The organism is Pseudoalteromonas sp. P1-7a, assembly GCF_001401855.1.
Lineage (GTDB): Bacteria > Pseudomonadota > Gammaproteobacteria > Enterobacterales > Alteromonadaceae > Pseudoalteromonas.
The window spans coordinates 30,213-46,252 of record NZ_LKDU01000004.1 but is presented as its reverse complement, the minus strand read 5'-3'; the positions used below and the strand labels follow the sequence as shown (position 1 = coordinate 46,252).

The 16,040-nt window shown below is 39.0% G+C and carries 15 protein-coding genes and 1 pseudogene; 10 read left to right on the top strand and 6 right to left on the bottom strand.

Features of this window, described 5'->3' with window-relative positions; genetic code table 11:
- The first annotated feature begins 3 nt into the window (after positions 1-3).
- From AN389_RS04810 to AN389_RS04795, 4 genes are all read left to right on the top strand, one after another.
- Positions 4-483 (top strand): hypothetical protein, encoded by a 480-nt coding sequence (locus AN389_RS04810; protein ID WP_055019361.1) that lies wholly within the window; start codon positions 4-6, stop codon positions 481-483.
- A gap of 117 nt (positions 484-600) precedes the next feature.
- Positions 601-1,395 carry a DUF3800 domain-containing protein gene (locus AN389_RS04805; protein ID WP_055019360.1) on the top strand — a complete coding sequence of 265 codons (795 nt, stop codon included), beginning with the start codon at positions 601-603 and terminating at the stop codon, positions 1,393-1,395.
- Between the two features lie 219 nt (positions 1,396-1,614).
- Complete coding sequence (locus AN389_RS04800) at positions 1,615-1,935, top strand: hypothetical protein (protein ID WP_055016431.1); 321 nt, start codon at positions 1,615-1,617, stop codon at positions 1,933-1,935.
- Positions 1,936-2,129: 194 nt separating this feature from the next.
- Positions 2,130-2,633 (top strand): REP-associated tyrosine transposase, encoded by a 504-nt coding sequence (locus tag AN389_RS04795; RefSeq protein WP_055019359.1) that lies wholly within the window; start codon positions 2,130-2,132, stop codon positions 2,631-2,633.
- Between the two features lie 156 nt (positions 2,634-2,789).
- Here AN389_RS04795 and AN389_RS04790 read toward each other — a convergent pair whose 3' ends face one another.
- A complete protein-coding gene (locus AN389_RS04790) occupies positions 2,790-3,128 on the bottom strand; it encodes a zinc ribbon domain-containing protein YjdM (RefSeq protein WP_055019358.1) in 339 nt (112 codons plus the stop codon).
- A gap of 267 nt (positions 3,129-3,395) precedes the next feature.
- On the opposite strand from AN389_RS04790, the pseudogene AN389_RS04785 reads away from it, so the two are divergent.
- Both AN389_RS04785 and AN389_RS04780 read left to right on the top strand, forming a co-directional pair.
- Positions 3,396-4,439 (top strand): annotated as a pseudogene (locus AN389_RS04785) (GNAT family N-acetyltransferase/peptidase C39 family protein); the annotation flags it as partial.
- 17 nt (positions 4,440-4,456) lie between these two features.
- On the top strand, positions 4,457-4,969 hold the full coding sequence (locus tag AN389_RS04780; RefSeq protein WP_055016434.1) for an MgtC/SapB family protein: 513 nt from the start codon (positions 4,457-4,459) through the stop codon (positions 4,967-4,969).
- 296 nt (positions 4,970-5,265) lie between these two features.
- On the opposite strand, the gene AN389_RS04775 is transcribed toward AN389_RS04780, so the two are convergent.
- Both AN389_RS04775 and AN389_RS04770 read right to left on the bottom strand, forming a co-directional pair.
- Complete coding sequence (locus AN389_RS04775; RefSeq protein ID WP_055018630.1) at positions 5,266-6,492, bottom strand: EAL domain-containing protein; 1,227 nt, start codon at positions 6,490-6,492, stop codon at positions 5,266-5,268.
- A gap of 75 nt (positions 6,493-6,567) precedes the next feature.
- Positions 6,568-7,578, bottom strand: a complete 1,011-nt coding sequence (locus tag AN389_RS04770; protein WP_055016437.1) for a GlxA family transcriptional regulator — start codon at positions 7,576-7,578, stop codon at positions 6,568-6,570.
- Positions 7,579-7,702: 124 nt separating this feature from the next.
- On the opposite strand from AN389_RS04770, the gene AN389_RS04765 reads away from it, so the two are divergent.
- Together AN389_RS04765 and AN389_RS04760 are read left to right on the top strand one after the other, a co-directional pair.
- Positions 7,703-9,610 (top strand): beta-ketoacyl synthase, encoded by a 1,908-nt coding sequence (locus tag AN389_RS04765; protein WP_055019357.1) that lies wholly within the window; start codon positions 7,703-7,705, stop codon positions 9,608-9,610.
- Between the two features lie 314 nt (positions 9,611-9,924).
- Positions 9,925-10,950: an energy transducer TonB gene (locus AN389_RS04760; RefSeq protein WP_055019356.1), complete on the top strand. Its 1,026-nt coding sequence runs from the start codon at positions 9,925-9,927 to the stop codon at positions 10,948-10,950.
- 62 nt (positions 10,951-11,012) lie between these two features.
- Here the strand turns inward: AN389_RS04760 and AN389_RS04755 are convergent, their stop codons facing one another.
- Together AN389_RS04755 and AN389_RS04750 are read right to left on the bottom strand one after the other, a co-directional pair.
- Positions 11,013-12,197 (bottom strand): DUF1624 domain-containing protein, encoded by a 1,185-nt coding sequence (locus AN389_RS04755; RefSeq protein WP_055016440.1) that lies wholly within the window; start codon positions 12,195-12,197, stop codon positions 11,013-11,015.
- A gap of 140 nt (positions 12,198-12,337) precedes the next feature.
- Positions 12,338-12,754, bottom strand: a complete 417-nt coding sequence (locus AN389_RS04750; RefSeq protein ID WP_055019355.1) for an MgtC/SapB family protein — start codon at positions 12,752-12,754, stop codon at positions 12,338-12,340.
- A 522-nt stretch (positions 12,755-13,276) separates the two neighbouring features.
- Here AN389_RS04750 and AN389_RS04745 point away from each other — a divergent pair.
- Together AN389_RS04745 and AN389_RS04740 are read left to right on the top strand one after the other, a co-directional pair.
- Positions 13,277-14,740, top strand: coding sequence for a BCCT family transporter (locus tag AN389_RS04745; RefSeq protein ID WP_235575952.1), 1,464 nt, complete (start codon positions 13,277-13,279; stop codon positions 14,738-14,740).
- A gap of 73 nt (positions 14,741-14,813) precedes the next feature.
- The gene (locus tag AN389_RS04740) at positions 14,814-15,188 is read left to right on the top strand and encodes a hypothetical protein (RefSeq protein WP_055016443.1); all 375 of its coding nucleotides are present in this window, start codon (positions 14,814-14,816) and stop codon (positions 15,186-15,188) included.
- Here the strand turns inward: AN389_RS04740 and fghA are convergent.
- Positions 15,142-15,984 carry an S-formylglutathione hydrolase gene (fghA, locus tag AN389_RS04735; RefSeq protein ID WP_055016444.1) on the bottom strand — a complete coding sequence of 281 codons (843 nt, stop codon included), beginning with the start codon at positions 15,982-15,984 and terminating at the stop codon, positions 15,142-15,144. The genes AN389_RS04740 and fghA overlap by 47 nt on opposite strands.
- Between the last annotated feature and the right edge of the window lie 56 nt (positions 15,985-16,040).

Here is a 16,040-nt window from a genome sequence, read left to right as displayed (position 1 = left end):
CTGATGAAAAATTGGAAGTCGCTAGCCTCTATGTTGATTGTTGTAGGTGTTTTAATGCTGGCAGCAATGATGTATTTCTTTTCATTTGGTGGTGAACTATCAAGTGAATCTGGGGATTGGGGGGCATTTGGTAGCTATTTAAGTGGTACAGCTGGGGTAGTTATTGCTCTTTTTGCAGTAATTTGGTTAATTTACTCAGTCAGTATTCAAAAAGAAGAGCTTTCACAACTCAAGAGTGAGCTAAAAAAATCAGGTGATGAGCAAGTTGTTCAAACGCGCATCAGCTCCCTTACGGCTTTAATCAATTCATACGGCACAGCAGCTTCAGTTAGTCAACAAAAACTCAACGCGTGTAATGATGGTGACAATCATTTTTTACCAAATGAAACACCTGAGACCATCAAGCAAACCATGCAGAATGAGCTTAGCAATATGGCTAAATACACTAAAGAGTTAGAAGTGATACTTCAAGATCGTACATAGCAAACGCTTTAAGTGGGACTATCAACTCTAGGCAGTTTTAGCGTGGTTAGGTGTTTGCAGTGATAAAGCAAGTTAGTTACTAGCCCCTTAAGCTGGCGTTCTACAACTAGGTGAATAATGCGAACAATCGTAGCTTTTGATGATACAGGATCTCCCGGTGTTGATACGTCTTCAAATTGGTTGAAAACCAATCGAAAGACTTATGTAGCAGTTATTTTGCTTTCTGAACAAATAGAGCAACTTACAAATAGTATAAATGCTGGGCTGAAATTAATAAAAGCCCAGTATGGAATCGATGAGTTTCATTTGACAGATATTATGAATGGTAAAGGCCAGTGGAGTGTAATGGAGCAAACTGATAGGTTTGGTACGTTTAAAGTCTTATGTGAAGTGTTTTCTGAGTATTATATACCGTGTGTTGCGCAAACTTGGAGTAAAGAGAGTTATGACTTTAATAATATAAATGCATCTGCTCTACCTGACTTTGAAAATCTTGATAAATATAATTATGAACATGTAGCATTTTATTTAGCGTTAATTAAAAGTGTTAAATATTTATACAAGAAAAACCTATTGGACACTGCATATTTTTATTGCGATGAGGGTATTAGAAAGCCAGGTGTAAATTTATCTTTTAGTTTCTTAAAAAATAATTCAGTTAGTTTTGAAGAGTCAAAGAATAATATTTATCTACAAATCGCAGATTTCGCTGCATACTGTTTTAATAAATCACAAATGCTAGCAGTAAAAGAAAATAAGACTGAAAGTGACTGGGAAATATTAAAATGTTTCCAGAACTCGGGATTTTATTTTTTAGATTCTGTAGAAATAAATGTCCCTAAAGAGCAGCTTAACTCTGAGTTATATGATTATGTTCAATGGCATAACCATGTATATGTGCATCGAAATTAAATTGTATAACAAGATAATTGGACTCCCAACCTCTACACAGTAGTAGAAATTATTTTATGAGTTCAATTATGAATAAGTCAAGATTTGAGAAAAATAAACAAGACACCCATCCTAAATTTTGCAGTTTACGCATAGGTTCGTCTGTTAAATTAAAGTGGGTGTCAAGTTTGGTTTTATTCTCAAGTTTGGTTTTCGTTACGGAGTTAGGTTGCATCGATTATGAATGATGAGTCAAGTAAGAGAAAGTCTTGTGAGCTTGCGAAGGCGTTGTTAACAAGCAATGAAGACTATTTGGATACTGTCTTAGCTTTGTCATTTTTAGGAAATAATATTCATGGTCAATGTTGGGAAACAGAGTTTCATATTTTTGGGCTAATTACATCAGAAACTGATCATTTGCCACTTAAAAAAGTCAGGCAACATTGTAGCGATGAGTTATTATCTAAATCTGACAGTGAAATACAAGAAACTATTAATTATTATTCAACGCAAGTACACGCTGCATGCACTGAAATATTGGAAAAATATGGCAATGTATAACAAACAAGTCATCCCAAAACAAAACAATCAGCATGACACCGATCCAAATTACCAATACAATAAACGCTTATACTTATAAATTAACTGTCGGATGGCATGGCTCCGCCACTTATCCGACCTACGTCAATGTTGTATATATCCTAAAATTACGCTTTATTTAGCTAATGTGTAACAAATAGAGCAGTGGATGTGTAATGCGATATCGTCTTAATTATGTTAAAGGTGGGGCGTACTTTTTTACCGTTAATTTGCTCGATAGGAATAAATCGTTGTTGGTTGAGCATATCGATTTATTAAGAGAGTCTATCCGTATTGTTAAATTCCAAAGGCCATTTTATATAGATGCATGGGTTGTGCTACCCGATCACCTTCATGCGGTTTTAACCTTACCAGATGGTGATATGGATTATTCAAGTCGCTGGCGAGAAATTAAAAAGCGATTTTCAAAATCTCTCCCAAAAACAGAGTTTTTAACTCAAACACGAAAACGTAAAAATGAGCGCGGAATTTGGCAGCGCCGGTTTTGGGAGCACACCATTAAAAATAATGATGATTATTGGCATCATATTAACTACGTTCACTTTAATCCGTTAAAGCACGGTTTAGTTAGTCGAGTAGTTGATTGGCCTTATTCAAGTTTTCACAGAGCCGTGAAACAAGGTGTTTATACAAATAATTGGTGCGGCGAAATAATATAAATTATTTGTAGGTCGGATAAGCGAAGCGCCATCCGACGAAGCCATAGCTACATAATACATTTTAGCCTTGTATAAAACTCTATTGTTGAATGAAATAACCTCGGTCTTTATGGCGCGTCGGATGGCATGGTCTCGCCATTAATCCGACCTACTCAACTAGTTAGCCTTTTTCACAAACTTCGCTGTTACCATCATTTCGCCAATACCATCTACTTTACAATCTAGCTCGTGATCTTTTTTATTAAGCACACGTCTAACGACCGCTTTGGTACCAATTTTAATCACTTGTGAGCTGCCTTTTATTTTTAAATCTTTGGCTACGGTTACTTTATCGCCATCATTAAGTAGAGTGCCGTTGGCATCTTTAACTAAAATTGCGTCTTCATCGCTTGTCGTATTTGGGTTCCATTCATAGGCACATTCAGGGCAAATAAGTAGTTGCTGGTCTTCGTAAACATATTCAGATTGGCACTGTGGGCAGGCAGGATGTGACATTTTTAACGCTCATAAAATAGTAATTTTGCGTATTTTAATCTGCATTAAGAGGAAAATATAGTTAATCAATATTTTTTATCTTTACGCTAAAAATATCTCGTTTGTGTGGTTTTTAAAAAGGGCATATAAAGCAGATGTCGCTTAAGCAATTTAAGCGCTAACACTTACAGTAGGTATTTGTTAAAGCACCCATCGTATTAAGTGATACGCGCAATGCCCACTTAGTACGCTGGGTGTTTCTATTTATAGTGCTGAGTATTTTATTAGGCATGCTTTAATAACGATAAATTGAGCCCGCGTAGCTTAAAGCGCTGGTTAAGTGCTAAACACGGTATTTTGCTAGTTGCAGAAAATAGCGAGCAAGTATGCGGCTATGGGCTTGTGTGGTGCCATAAAGGCACACGTTTAGCGCGTTTATATTCGCTAGCTGTAAAACCCACAATGCAAGGTAAAGGCATTGCCAAAATGCTATTAGCTGCGCTTGAAAAGCAAACCAGCGAGCGTGGGCGAATTTACCTTCGTTTAGAAGTGGCCGTAAATAACAAAAGTGCTATTGGGCTTTATAAAAGTTTGGGTTACAGAGTGTTTGGTCAGTACAGTGATTATTACGATGATCATAGTGATGCATTGTGAATGCAAAAAAATATTCGCCAAACGAGTGAGCTAAAAGTAGCGCGATTAACGCCATGGTATCAGCAAACTACCGAGTTTACCTGTGGGCCTGCGGCGTTATTAATGGCAATGGGAGCACTAAAGCCAGCAACGGAGCTTAGCCAAACACACGAGCTGGCACTGTGGCGCGAAGGCACCACCATTTTTATGACCTCGGGGCATGGTGGTTGCCATCCGTTTGGTCTAGCACTTGCCGCTAACAAACGCGGCTTTAAAAGCGAGGTAATAGTTAATACCACAGAGCCTTTGTTTCTAGATGGCGTACGCAATGAGAACAAAAAAGTGGTACTTACAACAGTACACCAACAATTTGTTGATGGTATTGCACAGGCTAATATACCGCTTAGCTATAAAGATGTTGAACTTGAGCATATTGAACAGTGGTTAAGCCAAGGCTTTAGCGTACTGTTATTGATTAGCACATACAGTTTTGATGGTAAAAAATCACCGCATTGGGTGTGCGTTACCCACCTTGATGAGCACTGCGTGTATGTACACGATCCATTTTGCGAGCCAGGAAGCGACAAACAACTTGCTATAGATTGCCAGTACGTACCTATAGCGCGCAGTGATTTTAGTAAAATGTCAGCATTTGGTGGCCAACGGCTAAGAACCGCAGTGGCCATTGCTAATGATTAATAGGTTTAATGTAAAGAGTGAATTTTTTAGATTTAATTGATGTAGCCCCTTATTCGTGGGCAGCCATTGGCACCGCCGCTTTTTGCGGTGCCATAATTGGGTTAGAGCGCCAGTTACGCGGTAAACCTGTGGGTATTCGTACCTCAGCTTTAATAACGCTGGGCACGTATTTGTTTTTATCGACTGCGTTTAACTTACAAGGGGATGTGATTGATCATTCTCGTGTAGTGGGGCAAATAATTACAGGTATAGGCTTTTTAGGCGCTGGTGTTATGCTTGCAAAAGACGGCGCCGTAGTAGGGGTTACCTCAGCTGCAACAATATGGGTGCTTGCCTCAATTGGCGTAATGATAGCCACTGACAATTTGGCTGCTGCTATTAAACTTTCGGTGCTGGTGGTCGGTATTTTATACGGCGTAGATGTACTAGAGGTAAAATTTAAAAGCTTAAGTAAAGGCGTGCACACTAAAGTAAAAAATTATCAAAAACGTTACTACCGAAAAGAGTTTAACGACACAGAACGCCACTAATTAAGTGGCGTACTACGTTAAAATGTATTAGGGCGTGTTGATCTTTGATGGTTGAATTTGCAGCAGTATGTTTGGTTTTTAGGCAAGGCAGAGCTATGAAGTGTGGTTATTCCACATAAATAGGCGATAACGCAGCATAAATGCTAAACATGTGCTGCCCTTCGGGTTCTTCCTAGGGGCGATAAACTCTTTGTTGCTCGATTTTTACTTAGCCCACTAGGTTACAAACCTCGCGCCGCGATTTAATCGCCCCTAGATTGAACAAATTTCAATCCGCATAGGTCAACACGCCCTAGTTAAAGCGTGACTGCTTGATACTCTATTGCCTCTTCAATTGGTGCGGGGCGACCAATAAAATAACCTTGTACGTTATCTACATTTAGTTTTCTGAGTGTAAAAAGCTCATCTTCATTTTCTATGCCTTCAGCTACAATTGAGCAGTTAATTGCTTTTGCAAAACCACATAGCGCCTTTGCTAATAAAAACTTTCTTCGGTCGTTATTTATATTTTTGGTAAGGCTAATATCAAGTTTTATAATATCGGCTTCTAACTCTAATATATGCTGAAAAGACGAAAACCCAGCCCCTACATCGTCTATTGCCAGCTTTACGCCTTTTGCCCTTAATGGCTCAAGTGCAGCACGCATAGCTTGGTAGTTTGTAATAGGCGAGTGCTCAGTCACTTCTAATATTATTCTGGTGCAATCTACATTTTTTAATACATTATTAATCGCGCCCGATAATATATGCGCTGGCGATGTATTAATGGTTACGTAGGTATGTGGGGCAAGTTCATCCATGCAGTGCAAGGTGTTTTGTATAGCAAGTATTTCTAGCGCTTCACCTAACCCTAAGTTGTCGGCTTCTTTAAACCATACATCGGGTGTTTTGTAAGGTTCAGTAAAAAATCGAGAAAGCGACTCATAACCCGATAGCCGGTTAGTCGCTAGGTTAAAAATGGGCTGATAATAAATAGTGATGGCATTTGTTTTTATAATATTTTCTATGAGAATTTTTGTATCATTACTTATGGTATCTGATTGTGCTTTTTGCTCTATAAGTTCGCTAGCAAGCTCTGAAATCAGTTTTAAAAAAGCCAGATCTTTATTATTTAAGTTCTCATCATAGGTTGTTTTGTAGCAGCAAAAGGTGCCATAGGTTTTACCTGATGCTAAAACTATAGGCACACCGATATATGAGCCTATATTTAACTTATTGGTAACTGGCATAGCCTTAGTAATTGGGTGTTTTTGCGTGTTGGGTATGATAGGTTCAAGGTCGTTATCTGAGATTTTTTTACAATATGTTTGGCAAATTGGATCAGAATTTCCAACTGATACACAGGTGTTGTTAGTTTGGTTATCAACCACCTTAAAAACCCGATCTGTTTTTGTAAACTCCGATATAAACGCGACATCCATTTTTAGGTGTTTGCGCACAAGCGAAAGCAGGCGCAATAATTTTCCGTCGATAGAGTCATCACTTTGTTGCTCAAAAAGCTGTTTTTTTATTTCATCACTCATACAATAGCCAGAACCACATTTTAGGTAATAGTGTAATTTATATAACAATAAAAGCCACTTAATAGCACAGAAGTGTTAGCCAAATAATTTTTTTCTCACTACTTTTCTATACTCGCTTGGCGTTTGGCTTAGGACTTTTTTAAATACGCGTGTTAAATGCCCTTGGTCGTTATAGCCAACCTCAAGCGCCACTTCCTGAATCGTTAAATTAGACGATGCTAATAACTCTTTAGCGCCTTCTACCCGTAATTGTTGCCAATATTCTATCGGACTTTGGTTAGTGGCAAGTTTAAAGCGCCGTGTAAAGGTACGGTAGCTTAAACTAAATTGGGCGGCTACTTCTTGTAAGCTTAACTCGCTGGCTAAATTGGTTTTAAGCCAAAACTGAATTTGCGCGATAAGTTCATCTGGATGGCGGTCAACTGCGCCTTCAAGGTAGCGCTGATCTTCGTAGGGTTTTCGTACTTCATGCGAGAAGTTACGCTCTACGTGTTGCGCAGCTGCTTTGCCATAATATTGGCTAATAATATGAACGATTACATCCGCAAGCGCATTTAAACTTGCCACCGTATACATGCGCTCAGATTGGGTGATAAAAAAGTCGGGCTTTAAATCTACCAATGGGTAGTCGTGGCTAAATTGTTTTGCATAATGCCAGTGGGTTGTAGCAGGGTGACCATTAAGTAAGCCTGCTTCTGCAACTAGGCAATTACCTGTACCTACGCCAATTATGTGGCTGCCTGTTTCAAAGCTTTCTTGTAGCCATTCAACCACTTCTTTATTAGTACGAACGACAGGGCGAGGATTTCGCCATATGCCGGGTACTATAATTAAATCGTTGTAGGGCGCGTTGTGTGTAGTGCAGTCGGGCACTATGGCAAGGCCTGTACGGTTTTGTATTGGCTCATTATTTTTAGCAATTAAATTTATACTAAGCGGTCTAAAATCAGCCTGGTTTAAGTGGCCTTTAGCATAGGCTTCACCGGCTCTAAGCATTTCTATAGGCAGTGTTAAGCTGGTAATGAGTAAGTGCGGGTACACAGCTATCGCTATATTTAATGCTGGATTGACAGTTTTGTTTTGCATGCAAATGCTCCGACCAGTAGTTTTTGGCCTTTAATGCTGAACATTTGGCTATTAAAGCACAAAGAACGGGGGGGAATCCATTTAAACTGTTTGCTTCTCAAATAACACGCTTTAAAGGTTAATTATGACAGCATTACCTGTAATTGTAGGCATGGGCGGTATTAACGCTGCAGGCCGAACTTCTTTTCATCAAGGTTACCGCCGTATCGTGTTAGATGCATTAAACGCACAAGCCCGTAGTGAAACATTTTTAGGCCTCGCCACATTAATGAACTTAGTACGCGTTGTTGATGGTCAATTACAAGACACAAACGGTAATAATGTTGAGCAAAGCGACATAGAAGCACGCTTTGGTGAGCAAATTATAGCTGGCACGCTTATTCGTAAAATTGAAAAAGAGCATTTTGATGCAGATGCCACGCCTTGGCAGCAAAAAATGACGTTAAAGTCGTCTGACGAAAACGCAATAGTATTTGAAACTCGCGCGCGCGACTTACCAACCCCAGTGCCTGCAAGCTGGGAAGTACAAGCGCTTGAAGGCAAAAAAGTAAAAGTAACAATAGCCGCAGATTTAGACGTAAAGCTTGATTCTACACGTGATAATCCGATTAAATCGGCAGGTCAGTTTCCTACTGGGTTTGATCCATCAATTATGTATAACAGCCGTTACCAGCCGCGTGGTTTGCAAGCGACTATATTTGCAGCAAATGATGCCATTAAATCAACGGGCCTTGACTGGCAACGCATAATGAATAGCGTAGAGCCAGATAAAATTGGTACCTATTCAGCCTCTGTTATTGGTCAAATGGACGATAAAGGATTAGGTGGTTTAGTTAAAGCGCGCCAGCAGGGCGATCGTGTTAGTACTAAGCAATTAGCACTTGGTTTAAATACGATGTCGACCGATTTTATAAACGCGTACGTTACAGGTAATGTAGGGACTACGTTTTCTACCTCGGGCGCATGTGCGACATTTTTATATAACTTACGCGCTGCAGTAAACGATATTCAAGCAGGACGCACCCGTGTTGCGGTGGTAGCAAGTGTTGAATGCGCTATTACGCCAGAAGTGGTCGAAGGTTTTGGCAATATGAGCGCCCTTGCCAATGTTGAAGGCCTGCGCCGTTTAGATAATTTAAGCAGTGAACAAGAGCCCGATTACCGTAAAAGTAGCCGCCCATTTGGTGAAAACTGCGGCTTTACATTAGGTGAAGGTGCACAAGTGGCTATTTTAATGGACGATGCGTTAGCACTTGAACTAGGCGCAGACATTATGGGCTCTGTACCTGATGTATTTGTAAATGCTGATGGCATTAAAAAATCAATCACCTCTCCTGGCCCTGGTAATTACATTACCATGGCTAAATCTGTAGCGCTTGCAAAAAGCATATTAGGTAAAGAGGCGCTGCAAAAGCGCAGCTTTATTTTAGCGCATGGATCAAGCACACCGCAAAATAGAGTCACAGAGTCACTTATTTACCATAAAGTAGCGCAAACCTTTGCCATTGATAGCTGGAAAGTAACGGCGCCTAAAGCCTATGTAGGGCATACAATTGCCCCTGCCAGTGGCGATCAGCTTGCGATTGCGCTGGGTGTATTTAGCCATAATATTATGCCGGGTATTACTACCATAGATAAAGTTGCTGACGATGTTTATGCAGATCATTTAGATATACGTAACAGCCACTACGACTGTGGCGATATGGACATAGCCTTTATAAACTCAAAAGGTTTTGGCGGAAATAATGCCACAGCCACTGTACTGAGCGCTAAAGTAACACTGCAAATGCTTGCTAAACGCCATGGTGAAAAAGCGATGAGTGATTACGCTGATAAAAACACTAACGTTATTGCCGCGCAAAATACCTATAAAGCGCAAGCTGACTTTGGTAAGTACGAATTAGTCTATCGTTTTGGTGATGGCGCCATTGACGATAACGACATTGTAATTGGCGAAGCAGGAATAGAGCTTCCTGGCTTTGATAAAGCTATTTCGTTTAATACAACCCACTCCTATCAAGATATGTCCTAAGCACACATACTTGAATCCAAAGGCGCTATGAAAGGCGCCTTTTTTTATGCTTGAGTTTTATAATACCCACTCGCCATACTCAATCATTTTTCGTGCCTAAACGACCCATTATCGGCGTTAAAATATTATTTAGAACAACTAAATAAGATTATTTTGCTGGTTAGCAACACGTTTTTCCAACCTCACAATAGAGAAGTTAATTAAACGGATTGGTATAAAATTGATTAAAAAATGACGTGCTTTTATGGATTTATTTGGATTTATGGAGTACCTTTGTTTTTATATTAGAAACATAATCTAGGATGGATAACTCGATGAAAAAACGTTTACTCGCACTTTCTTTAGTTTCAACCTTTACTCTACCACCAGTATCAGCGGATGACTTTGTACCTGCACAGGTAATAAATAAAAATTACGATCAACTTACTAATACCTCATCACGCGCATCAAGGTTAGAAGGCATTAACTTAAGCAGCTACGTGGTTGATGAAAACGGGCAGGTAAGTGATATTGAAATTGTGGCCACGGCAGGACAAAAAAAATATCAAAGAGAAGCCATCGATTACGTTTCTAAACTCAATTATAAAAGCGCGCGCATAAATGGTAATGCTGTACCTACAGCTAAAACAATTAAGGTAAGCTCACAAAATGTGCACGCTAGTTTTTCTAATGATCAAGCATCTCCTGGCTTTTTTGACGATTATAAAAAAGCCAGCCAGCTTATTGATGATAAAAAATACGATGAGGCTAAAACATATATTACAGAACTTGAAAGCGAGCATACTAAAAACACCGTTGAAATAGTTTTATTGGCGTGGCTTAAAAGCCAACATAGCTACTTTGTAAAAGACTGGGAAAAATTTGATAAGCATATTTATGAAGCTTTTTTGTTTAGAGATAACTTACCAGATCAAATAAAAAAGCGTGTAATTAAAAATGCACTGCAATGGTTTATATCAAAACAAGATTTTGTGCGCGCTTACGATGCGATTGATGCACTAGATAATATAGATTCAATAACCTTTTCAGAGCAAAATAAAGCACAGCTATTAGCGCAAGTGAACGATATATATAAAAATTCGGGTGAAATAAGTCAGCAAATTTCACTTGAATCTGAGCAGGCTGTTTTACCGCTATTGTCTAAAAGTGAAGTAGAACTCAAATCAGACAAGCCGTTATCTAAAGTACAGCTTAGGTGTGAAAACAGAGTAGTTAATTATGATTTAAGCACTATTGATAAAATTGAAATTTCTAAAAATGATGTGCGATGCGGTTTATTAATTAAAAGTACTATCGCTCAAACTGTGACTCTTAAACAAAGCGGTAAAAGCTTTTTATAGATTATTACTGAGTATGCTTACCAACTAAAACCCCGCAGTATTAAGCGGGGTTTTTTGTTTTTTTAAATGTATTTAGCAATTAAGCTGTGTTTGTTATTCCGTTTCCAAGTAATGTAGTGCTTAGCAAGTAAAGTGGTAAGCCCAATAACAACAGCTATAAAAGTAAGTGTAGCTACGTAGCTCATTCCATATCCTGGCGGTAAACCAACAAGGGTTTCACCGTAGGTCATATCGCTATAATTAAGCCCTAAAATAGGGATAAGCAACCACGCTAGTGCATGCAATAAATACAGATGTACAAGGTATGAAAACATACTGGTTTTGCCAAGTACCTGTAAAAAACCACGTGAAAAATCGGTTTTTAGACGGCTTAAAAATTTAAGTGCGATAAGCCCAAGGCCTACTGTTAGCAACATAAACTGTAACGACAGCGGATATTTGGTTGGGTTTAAAAACGACATAATGGTATCAAGAGTATTACTGTGAATAGTAAATGTTGATGTATCACCATATAAATTAAAACCGCGTAGTATTGTATATAAAGCTAAGCAATTAACGCCCAGTAAAGCTGCATGGTTTATTGCTTTTGCACTGTACTTTTTTGCTTTGTAATAAACGCCAGCGCAATAAGCCATTGCCATTAAGCCTATAATGGGAGCTACAGGGTAGGTTGTTCTTATTTTAAAACCGAAAGGCAGTTCGAGTACATTTTTTTGATGTGCTATAGACCACAGTGTATTTGCCAGCGTATTTGGCTCAAAACTTACCCCGTCAAATAAATTGTGGCCGAACACTAATAGCAAACCTGCTATAAATACAGCATATAAGCCAATTAAACGAAGTAACCCAAGCATAACAAAGCCCCAGCCAATTGCCCAAATAACCTGCGCGTATAGCATCGGGAAAGCGGGGTTGAAACTCCACGACCATGAGACGATAGTAAATTCAAACAAAATAAGTACTAAACCACGAATAATTAAGCTTTGTGAAAATGCTTTAGTGGAAGTGTATTTATGCTCAGTTATGGCTGCCGAAAGCCCCGCTAAAAAAACAAATAAAGGAGCGCAAAAGTGCGAAACAAAACGGGTAAAAAAGGTGAGGGGATCAGTACCAGGAACCGTCATCGGATCGGTGACTGAATAATTTAGGCAGTAATACATGCCGTGGTCTATGACCATAAAAATAATGATAATACCTCGAAGTAAATCAATATGATGTAATCGAGGAGGCGTAGCTGGGATTGACATAACTAAGCTCAAAAGGGAGATAAAATATGTCGGTATTATATGTTATAAAATAACGTCACGCGAGAGTGAGCGTCTGAAATTTAGGAAATGACAATCTGTGGTTTATTAGCACCGCTTAAGCGTAACTCCCCAAATATGTATTACTTGAACTTTTTAACGTATCTGAGAGTTATAAAATTAATGACAGCTAGTACTATGGCGATTTCATAACGGTTATATGCCACAGCTATACCAATTAAACCCATATTCCAAATACTTGCTGCTGTTGCTGTGCCCGACGTAGATTTATTATTTTTTAAAATTGCGCCGCCACCAATAAAACCTATGCCTGTTATTATTCCTTGTAACATTTTAGATTGCGCCTCAGCACCTTGTAGCACCGACATTGCAATAACAGCATAGCCACACGAGGCTACAGCAACTAGAGGAAATGTTCTTAAGCCTGCTCCGTCATTACTTCTCTCTCTGTCATAAGCCATAGGTAGGGCAAGCAAATAGGCTATACCAAGGTGAATTAAATTATCGATGATCTCATTCCACTGTAAATCAATTTCCATAATGGTCTCTAATGGTAAAAGGTGTATATTGATAGCAAACGACAGGCCAATGATTTTATTGTTGATATTCAGTGAATTAAATATTTTATAGGTGGGCGCTTATTATTTAATTGGTAATATTTACATGATTAGTTAACGCTTTTACAAGTAAATCCTACCTATGCGTTTAATTAATTTTGCAAAGTGCGTATTATTTTATTATTAAAGACTAGGGCCTGTTTATCTTTCGAAGTTAAATTTACAGCAGTTTGTTTGGTATTTAGCCAAGGCAGAGCCTGTGTAGTATGGTTACTCCCCGTAAATAGGCGATAACGTCGTATAAATGCCAAACAGGTTCTGTCTAGGGGCCATTTACTCTTTTTTACTCGGTTTTGACTTAGCCCACTAGGTTACAAACCTCGCACCACGATTAAATAAGCCCCTAGATTGAACAAATTTTAATCCTGAAAGGTCAACAGGCCTCAATAGAGTGTATTTTAATTGCATTTACATATAACCAAGCTTGAAATAACTGCATTATTAGTGTGCTTTACTCTTAGTGCTATTGCATTTTTGGCTCCTCAACTACTTACTGATCATTTGCAACCGCTCATCAATAGCGCCTTAAGCTTTTTAGGGGCGCCGTTTTTTTTGTTAGTCAATTTTTTACTACTTGCCGTCATTGTTATTGCCATAAGCCCGCTTGGTAGGCGAAAAGTTGGCGGGGACGCTGCCCGTGTTGAATTTGGCTTATTTGGTTGGCTGTCTATGCTTTTTGCAGCAGGAATGGGATCGGGGCTCATTTTTTGGGGCGTAGCAGAACCTGCACTTCACTCAGTTAATCCTGTACTAAAACAAAGTTTATATGCAAACACTCAAACGAGTGGCTTGGCGCTTACACTTGTAAATTGGGGAGCACATGCATGGGCGCTATATGCGGTGTTTGGCTTAGTTTTAGGAGGGCTTAGTACTAAAAGTGGTGAGGCTGGCGATATAGCCGCGCCCGTTATTAATGTAACCAAAGGGGTTATAAATAGCGGTTGGCAATTTAAGTTGAGCTTTAGTATTAAACTTATAGCCATATTCGCAATATTTTTTGGCGTCGTGGGGACTATTGCAAACTCTACGCTATTACTTCGTAAGGGGTTGGAATTAAAGCTAGGCATTGAGTCAGTATTGCTTTCGGGTTTAATTATAATTAGTTTAATCGTGGTTTTGTATACGGTTTCAGCAAAGCTAGGCCTGAAAAACGGGGTGCAAGCGCTGAGTAAGTTTAATGTGCTCTTAGCTTTTGGCATGATTATATGGTTAATGTTTTATGTGCCATTAAAACCAATTATTGATATAGCGATAGGGGGGACTTGGGATTACATTCAGCTCATTACTACTGGTACTTGGCAATTAGAAAGCGTACTTAAAGATCCTGAATGGGCTAATGGTTGGACATATAATTACTATTTTTGGTGTTTAGCTTGGGGGCCATTCGTGGGTGTGTTTTTAGCTAAAATAAGCCAAGGTAGGCCTGTGTGGCAATACATTATAGGTGTAGTGTTTGTGCCTACCTTAGTAACCATAATATGGTTTAGTGTTTTTTCGGGGTCGGCCATAGCGTGGGATCAAACGCATAATGCAGGTATTTTAGCGGCTATTAAAGCTGATTACACCCAAGGGTTATTTGTATTTTTTGAACAATTAGGGTGGCAAGGAAGTATTTTAATTTGGTCAAGCTTGCTGCTTTTGCTCATTTTTGTAGCAACATCGGCAGACTCAGCAATACTTATAATAAAGGAATTAAGCTCTTCCAATAAAAACGCGCATACTAATAACACCGTAAATTTATATGGTTGGTCATTTGCTTTAGGCTTATGTGCCTTTATATTACTTGCTCAAAATAACGAGCCACTCAATAGAAGTGTTGCCATTATTGGTGCGCTCCCCTTTTTGGTTATTTTTATCTTGCAGCTGGTGGGTTTTATTAAAGAGTTTTTAAGTGAATTTAAGCACTAGCGCTTACATATTTTTACAATGCTATTTTTAAAATTGTATATTATTTAAGTAATATTTTTGTTCAGGATACATCATGAGAACGCTAACTGTATTTTTATGTGTTATTTATCTAAGTGGCTGCACAGTCGCTGGTGTTATAATTGATGAACAGGCACAGTTAAATGCACGTGATAATAAATATAGTAATAGTCCTGCTCGTTCAGAGCCTTATAAAAATCTACTCGAACCTATACCTAAAAACAAAAACGGGTTCAGTTTTACCGATTTAGGATTGAAAATAGATTCATTGCTAATCAATTTAGTAAAAGGTGAGGGAAATACGGTACAAGTTTGCAGGCAAGTGAGTAAAGTATTAAAAGAGTGTGTAGAAGTAGAGAAATCTGATCTACACACTAATGAGATTACGCAGTTAAAAACTGACTATGAAATGATAAGTGTTGGTCAATAAAGCTGCTTATAAAAAAGTAACTATGATCATAACCTGCTTGCATTTCAATACTAAGCGGATAGCCTTTATTTTTAGCAACAGCCGCTAAGTTTTGCGGCTTAAGTTGCTCCTCTAAAAACCCATCGGCATCGCCCTGTGTTACAAGCATAGGGAGAAAATCAGCCTGCTGCGCTTTTTTCATCAACTCGCACGAATCGTATTGAGCCCAAAGCGCTTTGTCGGTGCCTAAGTAACCCGTAAATGCTTTCACGCCCCACGGGCAGTCAATTGGATTAACAATAGGGCTAAAGGCCGATGCGCTAACATACGCTTTAGGGTTTTTAAGTGCCACCATTAAAGCGCCGTGGCCGCCCATAGAGTGACCACTAATAGCTTTAGTGCTTGTTACCGGGAAGTGTTGCTCAATAAGCATAGGTAGTTCATCAACTACATAGTCATACATATTAAAATGTGTATTGAACGGTGCTTGCGTTGCGTTTACGTAAAAACCCGCGCCTTGGCCAAAGTCGTAGTTATCGTCATCAGGAACACTATCACCACGTGGGCTTGTATCAGGCGCTACAATAGCAATACCCAGCTCAGCTGCTTTTTTAAATGCGCCGGCTTTTTGCATAAAGTTTTCGTCTGTACAGGTTAAACCCGATAGCCAATAAAGCACTGGCACTTTATTAGTCTCGCTTGCGCCTGGTGGTAAAAATACTGCAAAACGCATTGTGCAATGGGTACTGGTTGCAGTGTGGGTATATTGTTTGTGCCAACCACCTGCTACTTTTGTACTTGAGATATTTTCTAACATAAAAATCCTTAAAAGCCGCAAACAATTAAGTAATACGGCTTTTTAATACATAAGTT

Excerpts from the sequence above, each read along its gene's own strand:
- AN389_RS04810 (WP_055019361.1), top strand. The coding sequence starts at position 4 with ATGAAAAATTGGAAGTCGCTAGCCTCTATGTTGATTGTTGTAGGTGTT.
- AN389_RS04805 (WP_055019360.1), top strand. The coding sequence starts at position 601 with ATGCGAACAATCGTAGCTTTTGATGATACAGGATCTCCCGGTGTTGAT.
- AN389_RS04800 (WP_055016431.1), top strand. The coding sequence starts at position 1,615 with ATGAATGATGAGTCAAGTAAGAGAAAGTCTTGTGAGCTTGCGAAGGCG.
- AN389_RS04795 (WP_055019359.1), top strand. The coding sequence starts at position 2,130 with ATGCGATATCGTCTTAATTATGTTAAAGGTGGGGCGTACTTTTTTACC.
- AN389_RS04790 (WP_055019358.1), bottom strand. The coding sequence starts at position 3,128 with ATGTCACATCCTGCCTGCCCACAGTGCCAATCTGAATATGTTTACGAA.
- AN389_RS04775 (WP_055018630.1), bottom strand. The coding sequence starts at position 6,492 with ATGAGTGATGAAATAAAAAAACAGCTTTTTGAGCAACAAAGTGATGAC.
- AN389_RS04770 (WP_055016437.1), bottom strand. The coding sequence starts at position 7,578 with ATGCAAAACAAAACTGTCAATCCAGCATTAAATATAGCGATAGCTGTG.
- AN389_RS04765 (WP_055019357.1), top strand. The coding sequence starts at position 7,703 with ATGACAGCATTACCTGTAATTGTAGGCATGGGCGGTATTAACGCTGCA.
- AN389_RS04760 (WP_055019356.1), top strand. The coding sequence starts at position 9,925 with ATGAAAAAACGTTTACTCGCACTTTCTTTAGTTTCAACCTTTACTCTA.
- AN389_RS04755 (WP_055016440.1), bottom strand. The coding sequence starts at position 12,197 with ATGTCAATCCCAGCTACGCCTCCTCGATTACATCATATTGATTTACTT.
- AN389_RS04750 (WP_055019355.1), bottom strand. The coding sequence starts at position 12,754 with ATGGAAATTGATTTACAGTGGAATGAGATCATCGATAATTTAATTCAC.
- AN389_RS04740 (WP_055016443.1), top strand. The coding sequence starts at position 14,814 with ATGAGAACGCTAACTGTATTTTTATGTGTTATTTATCTAAGTGGCTGC.
- fghA (WP_055016444.1), bottom strand. The coding sequence starts at position 15,984 with ATGTTAGAAAATATCTCAAGTACAAAAGTAGCAGGTGGTTGGCACAAA.